The organism is Parapedobacter sp. 2B3 (assembly GCF_041925275.1).
Lineage (GTDB): Bacteria > Bacteroidota > Bacteroidia > Sphingobacteriales > Sphingobacteriaceae > Parapedobacter > Parapedobacter pyrenivorans_A.
This window is the reverse complement of sequence record NZ_JBHEUZ010000011.1, coordinates 75,629-87,269: the sequence shown is the minus strand read 5'-3', so window position 1 is coordinate 87,269 and position 11,641 is coordinate 75,629. Positions and strand designations below refer to the sequence as shown.

11 protein-coding genes are annotated in these 11,641 nt (G+C 51.7%); 3 read left to right on the top strand and 8 right to left on the bottom strand.

Annotated features, from left to right (window positions below; all coding sequences use genetic code 11):
- Positions 1-14: 14 nt before the first annotated feature.
- On the top strand, positions 15-911 hold the full coding sequence (locus ACEVG1_RS13515) for a PorP/SprF family type IX secretion system membrane protein (protein WP_374744271.1): 897 nt from the start codon (positions 15-17) through the stop codon (positions 909-911).
- On the opposite strand, the gene lgt is transcribed toward ACEVG1_RS13515, so the two are convergent.
- From lgt to ACEVG1_RS13475, 8 genes are all read right to left on the bottom strand, one after another.
- Positions 878-1,732, bottom strand: coding sequence for a prolipoprotein diacylglyceryl transferase (gene lgt, locus ACEVG1_RS13510; protein WP_374744270.1), 855 nt, complete (start codon positions 1,730-1,732; stop codon positions 878-880). The genes ACEVG1_RS13515 and lgt overlap by 34 nt on opposite strands.
- Before the next feature lie 88 nt (positions 1,733-1,820).
- Complete coding sequence (locus tag ACEVG1_RS13505; protein WP_374744269.1) at positions 1,821-3,578, bottom strand: aromatic amino acid hydroxylase; 1,758 nt, start codon at positions 3,576-3,578, stop codon at positions 1,821-1,823.
- A gap of 53 nt (positions 3,579-3,631) precedes the next feature.
- Entirely contained in the window at positions 3,632-4,558 is a 927-nt protein-coding gene (gene rimK / locus ACEVG1_RS13500) for a 30S ribosomal protein S6--L-glutamate ligase (RefSeq protein ID WP_374744268.1), read from the bottom strand.
- 23 nt (positions 4,559-4,581) lie between these two features.
- Positions 4,582-5,028: an ATP-dependent zinc protease gene (locus ACEVG1_RS13495; protein WP_374744266.1), complete on the bottom strand. Its 447-nt coding sequence runs from the start codon at positions 5,026-5,028 to the stop codon at positions 4,582-4,584.
- Positions 5,028-6,206 (bottom strand): AIR synthase related protein, encoded by a 1,179-nt coding sequence (locus ACEVG1_RS13490; protein ID WP_374744265.1) that lies wholly within the window; start codon positions 6,204-6,206, stop codon positions 5,028-5,030. The genes ACEVG1_RS13495 and ACEVG1_RS13490 overlap by 1 nt, the downstream gene beginning before the upstream one ends.
- A 4-nt stretch (positions 6,207-6,210) precedes the next feature.
- Positions 6,211-6,756 carry an OmpA family protein gene (locus tag ACEVG1_RS13485; RefSeq protein WP_374744264.1) on the bottom strand — a complete coding sequence of 182 codons (546 nt, stop codon included), beginning with the start codon at positions 6,754-6,756 and terminating at the stop codon, positions 6,211-6,213.
- Between the two features lie 123 nt (positions 6,757-6,879).
- A complete protein-coding gene (locus ACEVG1_RS13480) occupies positions 6,880-7,380 on the bottom strand; it encodes a hypothetical protein (protein WP_374744262.1) in 501 nt (166 codons plus the stop codon).
- 81 nt (positions 7,381-7,461) lie between these two features.
- On the bottom strand, positions 7,462-8,442 hold the full coding sequence (locus ACEVG1_RS13475; RefSeq protein WP_374744261.1) for a GlxA family transcriptional regulator: 981 nt from the start codon (positions 8,440-8,442) through the stop codon (positions 7,462-7,464).
- A 418-nt stretch (positions 8,443-8,860) separates the two neighbouring features.
- On the opposite strand from ACEVG1_RS13475, the gene lepA reads away from it, so the two are divergent.
- Both lepA and ACEVG1_RS13465 read left to right on the top strand, forming a co-directional pair.
- The gene (gene lepA, locus ACEVG1_RS13470; protein ID WP_374744260.1) at positions 8,861-10,651 is read left to right on the top strand and encodes a translation elongation factor 4; all 1,791 of its coding nucleotides are present in this window, start codon (positions 8,861-8,863) and stop codon (positions 10,649-10,651) included.
- A gap of 80 nt (positions 10,652-10,731) precedes the next feature.
- On the top strand, positions 10,732-11,622 hold the full coding sequence (locus tag ACEVG1_RS13465; RefSeq protein ID WP_374744258.1) for a bifunctional 5,10-methylenetetrahydrofolate dehydrogenase/5,10-methenyltetrahydrofolate cyclohydrolase: 891 nt from the start codon (positions 10,732-10,734) through the stop codon (positions 11,620-11,622).
- Positions 11,623-11,641 lie beyond the last annotated feature (19 nt).

Below are 11,641 nucleotides of genomic sequence, written 5' to 3'. Positions count from 1 at the left end.
AGAGAGGGGCTAATATGAAACATAATCTATTGGTAACGGCGGTGGCAATACTAGGAGTATCCACTACCGCATCCGGTCAACACGCGTTGACCCATACTCAGCATGGCGCGTTGCGTACGGTGATGAACCCTGCATCGAGTTTGATGCACTTGGATGGTGAAGTGAATGTGGTGGGTAGGCACCAATGGCTGGGTATGGAGGGCGCCCCACAGGTTTTCTGGGGCAGCGGGCATCTGGGGCTCCGGCACTTCGGTGCCACAGCAGGACTCCATGTGCGGCATGAAAGCCTCGCCCTGGAGCGCCTCACGGAAGCAAGTGCATTCTTCGCAAAGCGCGTCCGCATCTCAGCGACAGAATACGTAGGGTTGTCGCTGAATGCCGGTATCGGTTACCTCGATGGACGCTTTTCACAATTGGATCCGATGGACCCCGCATTCAGGGAGGATGTTAAGGAGACAGACGCACTGATCGGTTTTGGTGTGATGCTTTATCGGCCGAGCCGCTATTATGTTGGACTTTCGCTCCCGAGGTTGATGCTGGGTAGTTTGGGGGTCGGTAGCGAGCACCGCTATAATTTCCGCAATCAGTACCATTTGACCGCCGGAGCGCTATTCGCGTTGAGTTCGGATTTTCATTTCCGTCCTTCGTTATTGGTAACTTATGCAGACAATTTGAGACCACAGGTAGATATCTCGGCACTGGTTTTCATCAAAGAAGTATTCGGAATCGGAACGAACCTACGGAGCTATGGTGACATCGCAGCTATGGCACAAGTCAACTTCAGTGGGGTAGGCGTCGGTTATTCCTACCAGTTCAATCCGAGAAACGAGCCACTGAACCGGCGTATCGGAAACAACACGCACGAGATTGGAATCAACTACCGTTTTGGAGGTGTCTCCGATTTATTATAACTCCCTTTGTTTGGCCTGAATAGCAGGTATACGCCCAAAGCTACAAAAGGTAGGCTGAGCAGTTGTCCCATGTTAAAGTTCATCCCTTCTTCAAAGGCCTCCTGGTTCTCTTTAAGAAACTCCAAAGCGAAGCGTGCACCGAAAAGAAGTATCAAGAACAAGCCGAAAAGGAAGCCGGGTTTCAACTGCGGTCTGCGGTGGTATATATTCCATAGCAGGATAAAGATCAGCACGTAGCAGATAGCCTCGTACAGCTGGCCTGGGTGGCGCGGTATCGCATCGACACGTTCGAACACGACAGCCCACGGGAGGTCCGAAGGTAATCCGATGATTTCCGAATTGAAAAAGTTCCCGATGCGTACGAAGGCACCGGCCAGTGGAATGACGATGATAAGCCTGTCGGTAAGCCAAAGGAAGCCGGTTTTCGTTTTGCGGCAGAAGAGAAAAATACCGGCCAATATGCCGAGTGCGCCGCCGTGGCTGGCCAACCCATGGAATCCCGTGAGCATGAAGTTGCCGTTGGCATCAAAGGTATATGGCAATATCATTTCCAAAGGGTGGTCTTTATAGTAGTCAAATTCGTAGAACAGACAGTGACCCAGCCGAGCACCAAGCAATGTACCCACGAAAATGTAGATGCTCAGCTGGTCGAGCAGCTCCTGCGATTTATGCTCACGCTTGAAGATGTGTAACATCAGCACATAGCTGCTGATGAAAGCAAGGAGGAAGCACAACGTGTAATACCGTACCTCAAAACTACCGATACTGAATATTTCCGGACTTATATTCCAATGGATTGCGCCTAATATGCTGTCTATCATGGTTATGATATGTTTAGGCCGGTAAATATAGGGTTATATATGGATAATCGGCAAACCAACATCGAAATTATGGGCCAAAGGAGGGTCGTTAAACCACCAAGTCAATCCCCGGATGTTCGATAAGTGTTAAGCCATCACTGATTAATTTGCGGAGCGCCGGGTTGCTTTCGGCTTTTTGCAGGAGCCACACTTCGATCTCATGGGCCACATGTGGCGCGTAGGCGCGATGCTTAAGCACCTCCAGCAGTTCCAGTGCACATAGCCAGCCACCGTCGTGGTTGCGTTTTAGATGTGACCAGATGGGCAAGAGTGTTTCATGATTCCGATCAGATTCGCGCACCTGGCGTACGGCTGCGTAAAGCCGATGAAGCTGTTTCGTATGGTCCGGGTGTTCGCCTGCCGGGGTGTATTCCTTTGACACCAATGCGGCCTGTTCGTACGCGTCTTTGTCTGCAGCACCACAAAAGACGGAAACGATACGGTCGCCGACGGCCATATCGTAGTTACCCCACTCGGGCTTGAAGTAAACATCGCCCGTGTGTGTGTCCGCTACCGTGCAATCGCGGAATGTGATCAAAATGATTTTGCCGTGCGTACGGGTGATGCCGGCCACTTCGCCTGATACGGTGATGCCGGTATCGAATACCAGCGACACATTTGCCCCTTGGCGTATCCCTATAGTATCCAGTTCCATAACTGAAAAATCTTCCAGGGGATTGCTATGCCCCACTAGGCAGCCTACGGGGGATCCGAAGCCGTGTGCATGTTCCGTTTTGCCATGGCCCTCCAATTCCCGATGATCAACCGCCAAGGCGGTGGCTCCCGTCGTTTGCAAATAGTCACCGCGGCCGCTTTCAGTGAATACACCCGATACTTGCAATCCCGAGCTGTAAACCGCCGTACATACATTTTGGCATTCGATGGCTTTCTCGAGGCTCGCTGCACCACCAACCCGGAATGCCATCGTACCGGCAAACTGTTCAAGCACGTCGAGCAGGTGTTCGAAGGTAGGTGTTACAAACAATTGGGGCTGGGGTTTGGTAATGTCGTAGGGATAGTTGAGGGTTTCGAGCGAATAAGGAAGTTTTGGTATGTCGGGCTTCATACAGGAGGCACTCTCGCCAATAGACGATAGTAGGCCTGCCCCGTAGATTTTCGGGTCGTTGAGGGAGCCGATCAGGCCATATTCGACGGTCCACCAATGGAGTCTGCTGAGCAGGGCCATTTCGGATGGCTCGCCCATATCTGCCTGTATCCGGTTGAGCCTTGCCTCCGCTTCCCGCAACTCGTCGGCCGGCACGTCGTGGCTCTCTTTTAGGATAGACAGTTTGCGGATGGCCTCATATTGTTCGAAATCCCGGTACGAAAACATGGCCTTGCTGCCTATTTCACCAAAATAGCTTAAGTACCGGGCATAGTCGGGTTCGGCGATGATGGGCGCGTGTCCGCTCGACTCGTGGATAATATCGGGGGCAGGCGTGTATTCGATATGCGCTAGCTGACGGATGTCTGCCGCGACGACGAGTACGTGGTGTGCTTGGAATTCCATAAAAGCTACCGGAGGGATAAATCCATCGACGGTAGCCGCACCCCACCCGATTTTCTGAAGACAATCGTTCATCGCTTGCAAGTCGGGGATATGTTCGATGCTCAGTCCGGCGGCGCGCAGGCCGGGGATGTAGGGGTAGTATGCCACATCCTTGAGGTAACTGTAATTCTGCCGCATCACGTAGCGCCATACGGCTTGGTCTACCGGGGTATACCGCTCGTAATGTTGCTCCACGATGTATCGCTTCAGGTGGAGCGGAAGCCGTTCGAGGATAGGGTTTCCGTAGGTGTTCATCATGTCATTCTGTGTGCACCGTAAAGGTAGGAATTTATGGCGAGAAGTGAATTTTTCTAAAGCTTTTGCCCGCCTTTCACCTTTCGTTCTTTCCTCGCTTGCTGTTTGAGGATGTATTGTTTTTCGAGGAAAGCAATGATCTCACTGGCGATGTCTTTGTTGGTTGCTTTTTCGATGCCCTCCAATCCGGGTGACGAATTTACTTCGAGCACCAACGGGCCGCGGTCTGACGGCAGCATATCGACGCCACAGACGGTAAGCCCGAGTTCTTTCGCTGCCCGTATGGCGGTCTCCCGCTCGGTTTTATTCAGTTTGATGAGTTCGGCGGTGCCGCCACGGTGTAAGTTGGACCTGAATTCGCCCTCTTTGGCTGTCCGCTTCATCGCACCCACCACTTTACCATCCACGACGAATGCTCGGATATCAGTGCCCCGGGATTCCTTGATGTATTCCTGTATCAGTATGTTATTGCCTAAGCCGTAGAATGCTTCGATAACCGACGAGGCTGCTTTCTTGGTCTCGGCCAGCACGACACCGATTCCTTGGGTACCTTCTAGTAGCTTGATGACCAATGGTGGGCCGCCGACCATTTTGATGAGGTCGTCCACGTCGTGCGTGCGGCGGGCGAAACCGGTGATGGGTAAGCCGAGGCCAGCTCCGGATAGGATTTGCATGCAGCGTAGCTTGTCGCGCGAACGGGTGATGGCCTGGCTGGGGTTTGCCGAGATAACACCCATCACTTCAAACTGCCGTACGATGGCCGATCCGTAGAAGGTGACGGAAGCCCCGATGCGCGGAATGATGGCATCGATGTCGGATAGGTGCTGCCCCTTGTAGTGTATACTGGGCTGTCCTTGGCGGATACCTACGTAGCATTGGCCATGGTCGATCACTACGCATTCGTGGCCCCGCAACTGGGCGGCTTCCACAAGCCTGCGCGTAGAATACAGGCTTTTGATTGTCGATAATACTGCTATCTTCACGTGTGCTATATGATTTGCTTCCCCTATCGTTTGTTGCTGACTGATTTGGCGGATAGGTTCGACCGCGATACATCGACGATGAATTTCTTACGGAGAAAACTACGGCCTAACAGCATCGGGAACTCCATGCCCGAGCGGTCACGCAGCGAGATTTCAATCGGGCGCGGCTCACCGAATAGGGAAACGGTGGTGTTGATGATGTACCGGTTTTCCTCCTGTCCGAATGAATTCTTGATCTTCCGTTCGCTATGGAATGGGAGGATGTATGTTTCGTTAGGGGGGTGGCGAAGGTCGTCCAATGGCCGGAATTCGACAAATTGCTTACGCCCTTTTTTAATCAGCTGGATGTGGCTGCAATGCAACACGGATGTCCGGGCACCGGTGTCTACCTTCGCAGGTATGCCGTGGATACCCAAATCCGGTAAGTCAACGACTTCTTTCCAACCGATGGTTTTGGGTTTGTGCGCCATCAATAATAGTGAAATTCACCAACCTGCGATTTCACGGTGACGTGCTTTGCTTTGGCAGCTTCCACACGGCCGATGATTTGCGCGGCAATACCGAACCTACCCGCGATGCGGACGATGTCGGCCGCGATGGTTTCCGGCACGTACAGCTCCATGCGGTGGCCCATGTTGAATACTTTATACATTTCCTGCCAATCGGTGCCCGATTCTTCTTGGATGAGCTTGAATAACGGCGGGATATCGAACAGGTTATCTTTGATTACATGGAGGTTACCGATAAAGTGCAACACCTTGGTTTGCGCCCCACCGCTGCAATGCACCATGCCGTGTATCTGCTGGCGGTGGTTATCAAGTACCTCCTTGATGACGGGAGCGTATGTCCGGGTGGGGGAGAGCACTAATTTCCCTATGGTGGTAACCCCATGGCCGGGGATTTCCATGGTATCCGTGAGCCCTTTGTTGCCAGCGAACACCAATTCGTAAGGTACCGCTGGGTCGTAGCTTTCTGGGAATCGTTCCGCAACGGACTTGTTGAACACGTCGTGCCGTGCGGAGGTTAACCCGTTGGAGCCCATACCGCCATTGTATGCCTGCTCATAGTTGGCTTGGCCGTACGACGCGAGTCCGACGATGACGTCGCCGGCCTGTATGCGGTGGTTTGAGATAACGTCGTCACGTTTCATCCGGCAAGTGACAGTGCTGTCTACAATAACCGTGCGCACGAGGTCGCCGACATCGGCGGTCTCGCCGCCGGTGGCATGGATGCCGATACCCAAATCACGGAGCTCGTCCAGAATCGCTTCCGTACCGTTGATGATGGCGGCGATAACTTCGCCGGGGATGAGGTTTTTGTTGCGGCCGATGGTGGAGGATAGCAGGATATTATCCGTGGCACCTACACATAGTAAATCGTCGAGGTTCATCACAATCGCATCCTGGGCAATGCCCCGCCACACGGATACATCACCCGTTTCCTTCCAGTATACGTAGGCGAGCGATGATTTGGTGCCGGCGCCATCTGCGTGCATGATGTTGCACCAAGCATCGTCTCCACCCAGTATATCGGGAATGATTTTACAGAATGCCTGCGGGAATAATCCCTTGTCGAGGTTTTTTATGGCATTATGGACGTCCTCCTTGCCAGCCGATACACCACGCTGGTTATACTTCAGGTCCGCCATGCCCTCAATTCACGTGCTTGATTTCCACCCGTCGGTTCCGTGCCCTTCCGGTTTCCGTATCATTCGATGCGGTTGGCCGGGTAGCACCATAGCCTTTTACCGTCAGGTTGTCTGCCGGGATACCCGAGTTGACCAAGTAGAGCTTTACGGCGTTGGCACGATCGATGGATAGTTCCATGTTATATTCGGGAGTGCCTTCGATAGAGGCGTGGCCGTCTACAATGAACTTCGCATCTGTATCTTTGCGCATTTCCCGTGATATGTGGTCGAGAATTGCATAAGAATCGGTTTTCAATACGTGCGAATCGTATTCGAATTGGATATTCTTGAAATCATAGTTTGGTGGTGCGGTGGCCACCGGCTTAACGGTTGTTGGTGCCTCTTTGGGTGCCTCCTTTGGGGTCTGTGAGACCACCCGCTCTGCGGGGGCCTCCCGCTCGACTACCTCTGCTGCTGGTTGCAGCACTACCTGTTTTGGCTTGCAGCTTTGGGTCGAGACAGCTAATGCACCTACGCATACTGCTATTATACAGCTATTTATGGTTTTCATATTCAATAATTTTTCTGGTGTAAACATAGGAAATATCTATCAATTAAAACATATTGTATGGATGCATCAAGTGGTTTTTTCACGCAATGATGGTGCCAACGCAATTCGGTTGGCTGTTTTAGCTTATTCAATATGGCTCTTCAATAAGGTATCGCACCACTTTTGATAGCGTTCGGGCGTAAAGTGCGACTGAGGGATGGCCAGTTCAACAGTGTGCAGTGCCGTGGAGCCTTCTGCTACATACGTGATCAGGTTCACGGATCCACATTCGCCATCATCGGGCGTCTTCGTTGATTTAATGGCATAAAGGATGGCAGTGCGGCCGTCCACTACCTTTTTGTCGATCACCTCTAATGTAGCCTCTGGGCAGCCGGATTTCTCGTACAGCCACTTTTCCTCGGGCGAGCCTTCGGCTTTCATGGGGTAGTACCTTCGGTCTATGGTGGTAACCGTGACCTGTTTTACCGCAGCATCGTTGGCCGCGCTACCCCGTATGGTGTATGCTGTGCCACGTATGCCTTTGGTGTCTTTCGGTATCTTCGTACTTTTCCAACGGTACTCGGAAGGAAGGTCCACCACGATTTTTTCCTCGCCGGGCTTAATCTGGGCGTGGGCCCATGGCATTAGAAAGTATCCTACGATTATGCAAATCACTATCCGTGTCATCTTTTATTCCTTATGCGTTTTGGAAGCGGGTCGATTACATTATATAATCGGATCGAACCGCATGGCAAATTTATCCCGGTAGGCTTTCGGGGTCATGCCGGTATTGTCTTTAAATAGCTGCCTGAAATTTTTCATATCGTTGTATCCGGCCGACAACATGATTTCGAGTAGCCCTTTTTCGGTGTTTTCCAGCAATTTCTTTGCCGCCTCTATTTTGGTGCGCTGGAGGTACCGTATGGGGGTCATCCCCGTTGCTTGTTTGAATCGCCTTACCAGGTTGCGCCGGCTCGCGGGGATATCCACGATGGCTTCTTCCACACTCTTAAGGGCATTGAATTCGGCTTTTATCTTTTTTTGCAGCCGCATCACCAATTCGTCGTCATGGGCCTCGGTGGGTGCGAAATGCCCGAAATAGGATTGGCTTTCGCGGTCCATGTCGATGGAAAACAACTTGGCCATGCGGACGGCCATTTCCCGGTCGCAATGCTTTTGTATCAATGCAAGCATGAGGTGGAAGCCGCTTGTGGCACCGCCACTCGTATAGATATTGGCATCGTGTGTCACCACGGCGTCCCGCATGAGTTTGATATGGGGGAAACAAGCAGCCAACTTATCTGCGGCATCGACGTGGGTAGTCGCCCGTTTTCCGTTGAGCAGTCCTGATGCCCCCAGCAGGAAGGCGCCGGTGCAATTGCTGGCCAAGGTGGCACCATGGGCATATTGTTCGCGGAGCCAGGGAAAATAACAACTGTTTTCCATAACGGTATGCGCCAGGTCTACCGAGCCGAAGGCAGGTACGAAAACCAGGTCGTAGCATTGCCTGTTGGTGAAGGGCTCATAGGGAATATGGCTGATGCCGTCCGGCAGTACCTTGGTTTCCGATGCACCAACAAAGGTGATCCGGTATTGTGCGGGCCTCCCGATCTCCCCGAGGAGGCGGTTGGCGGTTTCGAAGACATCAACGATCGCCGCGAGGCTCAGCAGTCGGTATTTGCTCGTTAAAATAATAGCCAGTTGCATGGTGTCTGCATTGTTACTATCTCAAAGGTAATAGATTTTTGTTGTACGCTTTTCCTTTTTTACCAAACAAATTTTCTCATTCCAAAGGGTGTGGGGTTATTTCACGCAAAGAGCGCGGAGTTATTTCACGCAACGCCAAGGTTACTCCTTTTCGCCAAGCGATCTGCTTTTGCGAACTTTGTGTCTATCGATGTCTGCTTCAGTCATCGGTTTTTTACTGTCATTGCGTAATGACGACATTTTAACAGGGGTTTTTACGACACGAAGTAGCTGCAAATCCTCCAGTTCATGCCTTTATATGTTTGTGCTTGTTTCCGCCAAAGTAGGCTAGCGCTTTATAGCAGGCGGAGAGACCGATAAATTTTCTTTATGTGCATAAAGGAAATTTATCTAAGTTTGCCGCTTGAAGTAGATTTGTATGCAGCACATCCGCAATTTCTGTATTATTGCGCACATAGACCACGGAAAGAGTACCTTGGCCGATCGGTTGTTGGAGTACACGAACACCATTACGCAACGGGAGGCGCAAGCCCAGCTGTTGGACAACATGGATTTGGAGCGCGAGCGGGGTATCACGATCAAGAGCCACGCCATCCAGATGAATTACACCCGTGACGGCCAGGATTATGTGCTGAATCTTATCGATACACCAGGGCACGTGGATTTCTCATATGAGGTGTCGCGGTCTATCGCTGCCTGTGAAGGGGCGCTGCTTATCGTAGATGCTTCACAGGGTATCCAGGCACAAACCATATCGAATCTCTATTTGGCTATCGAGCACGATCTGGAGATTATTCCCGTGTTGAATAAGATGGACCTACCCGGGGCCATGCCCGAAGAGGTAAAGGACCAGATCGTGGACCTGATCGGGGGTAAACGGGAAGACATCATTCCGGCATCGGGCAAGACCGGGCTGGGTGTGCTGGACATCCTCAACGCGATCGTGGAGCGCGTTCCGGCCCCAGTAGGTGATCCCGAAGCACCCTTGCAGGCGTTGATTTTTGATTCTGTATTCAATTCGTTCCGGGGAATCATGGCCTATTTCAAAGTAGAGAATGGTGAAATCCGGAAAGGCGACAAAGTAAAGTTTATCGCTACCGGTAAAGAATACATCGCCGATGAAATCGGCACGCTGAAGCTCCACCAAGTATCCAAGGAAGTTGTCCGCACGGGCGACGTGGGATATATTATTTCCGGCATCAAGGAGGCGCGCGAGGTCAAAGTGGGCGACACCATTACCCATACGGCCAGGCCGAGTAAGGACGCCATCAAGGGGTTTGAAGAAGTGAAGCCGATGGTGTTTGCCGGTATCTACCCGGTAGACACGGAAGATTTTGAAGAGCTGCGGGAGAGTATGCACCGCCTACAGCTAAACGATGCTTCGCTGGTGTTTGAGCCGGAGTCATCTGCCGCGCTCGGGTTCGGCTTCCGTTGCGGCTTCTTGGGGATGCTGCACATGGAGATTATCCAGGAACGATTGGAACGGGAGTTTGATATGACGGTGATTACCACCGTGCCAAACGTATCTTACAGGGCTTACTTGACCAAGAACAATGAGGAGGTCATCGTGCACAACCCTTCGGACCTACCCGACCCGAGTAAGCTGGAGTTTGTGGAGGAGCCGTATATCAAGGCAAATATCATCACAAAAGCTGAGTTTGTGGGGCCGGTGATGTCTTTGTGCATACAGAAGCGGGGTGTGATCATTAACCAATCGTACCTTACGGCCGATCGGGTGGAGCTGGTATTTGAGATGCCCATGGGCGAAATCGTATTTGATTTCTATGATAAGCTGAAAACGATATCCAAAGGGTACGCGTCATTTGATTACCACCAGATTGGCTATCGCCAGTCCGATTTGGTTAAATTGGATATCCGCCTGAACGGTGAGCCCGTTGACGCCCTGTCGTCGCTGATCCACCGGAGTAATTCGTACGACTTCGGGAAGAAAATCTGCGAGAAACTCAAAGAACTCTTACCCCGCCAGCAATTTGAAATCGCCATCCAAGCATCGATCGGAGCGAAGATCATTGCCCGAGAGAACATCCGTGCGTTGAGGAAAGATGTTACCGCCAAATGTTATGGTGGTGATATCTCCCGTAAGCGCAAACTGCTGGAAAAGCAGAAGAAAGGGAAGAAGCGCATGCGCCAGGTTGGTAACGTGGAAATCCCGCAGTCGGCGTTCATGGCGGTACTGAAATTGGATTGATTGTTTAGACATCAGATATGAGACGTGAGAAATGAGCGCCCTTGCAAGTCTCAAATCTGATATCGAAAATCTCAAATAATATGCAATTACTCGACGGAAAGCTGGTATCAGCGAAAATTAAAGAAGACATCAAACGGGGGGCATCGGAATTTCTGGCGTCGTCCGGGCGTCGTCCGCATTTGGTGGCCATTCTGGTTGGCAATGACGGCGCGAGTGAAACGTACGTAGCCAGCAAGATGCGCAATTGCGAATTGGTTGGCTTCGAATCGACCAATATCCACTACGAGGAAACCGTTACGGAAGCCGAGCTGATCTCCAAAATAGAAGAACTCAATGCAGACGGTGGAGTAGACGGGCTTATCGTGCAGCTTCCATTGCCGAAGCACATCGACCCCGATCGCATTACCGAGGCCATCGACTACCGCAAGGATGTGGATGGTTTCCATCCCGTCAACCTGGGCCGGATGCAGCGTAACCTGCCGTGCTTTATCCCTGCCACCCCTTACGGTGTTTTATTAATGTTGGCGCATTATGGTATCGACACCACAGGCAAACATGCGGTGGTAGTAGGGCGGAGCAACATCGTGGGGAGCCCGATGAGCATCTTGTTGGCGCGGAATACTACACCGGGAAACTGCACGGTAACGCTTACCCACAGTCGTACGAAAAATATCAAGGAAGAAGTACTTCGGGCGGATATCGTGGTGGCAGCCATCGGAAAAAAGCACTTCATCACTGCTGATATGGTCAAAGACGGTGCTATTGTTATCGATGTCGGGATCAACCGTGAAGCCAGTGACCAGACCAAATCGGGCTATAAATTATATGGCGACGTTGATTTTGACCAAGTCGCCCCTAAATCGTCGTGGATTACACCCGTGCCGGGTGGTGTGGGGCTGATGACGATTGTGGGCCTGTTGAAGAATACACTGGAGGCAGCAAAAGGGACGGTTTATGGTGATTGGTCTTAAGTCTTAAGTCGTAAGTCAT

Coding starts and splice junctions, on each gene's coding strand:
- ACEVG1_RS13515 (WP_374744271.1), top strand. CDS start 15: ATGAAACATAATCTATTGGTAACGGCGGTGGCAATACTAGGAGTATCC.
- lgt (WP_374744270.1), bottom strand. CDS start 1,732: ATGATAGACAGCATATTAGGCGCAATCCATTGGAATATAAGTCCGGAA.
- ACEVG1_RS13505 (WP_374744269.1), bottom strand. CDS start 3,578: ATGATGAACACCTACGGAAACCCTATCCTCGAACGGCTTCCGCTCCAC.
- ACEVG1_RS13495 (WP_374744266.1), bottom strand. CDS start 5,028: ATGGCGCACAAACCCAAAACCATCGGTTGGAAAGAAGTCGTTGACTTA.
- ACEVG1_RS13490 (WP_374744265.1), bottom strand. CDS start 6,206: ATGGCGGACCTGAAGTATAACCAGCGTGGTGTATCGGCTGGCAAGGAG.
- ACEVG1_RS13485 (WP_374744264.1), bottom strand. CDS start 6,756: ATGAAAACCATAAATAGCTGTATAATAGCAGTATGCGTAGGTGCATTA.
- ACEVG1_RS13480 (WP_374744262.1), bottom strand. CDS start 7,380: ATGCCATGGGCCCACGCCCAGATTAAGCCCGGCGAGGAAAAAATCGTG.
- ACEVG1_RS13475 (WP_374744261.1), bottom strand. CDS start 8,442: ATGCAACTGGCTATTATTTTAACGAGCAAATACCGACTGCTGAGCCTC.
- lepA (WP_374744260.1), top strand. CDS start 8,861: ATGCAGCACATCCGCAATTTCTGTATTATTGCGCACATAGACCACGGA.
- ACEVG1_RS13465 (WP_374744258.1), top strand. CDS start 10,732: ATGCAATTACTCGACGGAAAGCTGGTATCAGCGAAAATTAAAGAAGAC.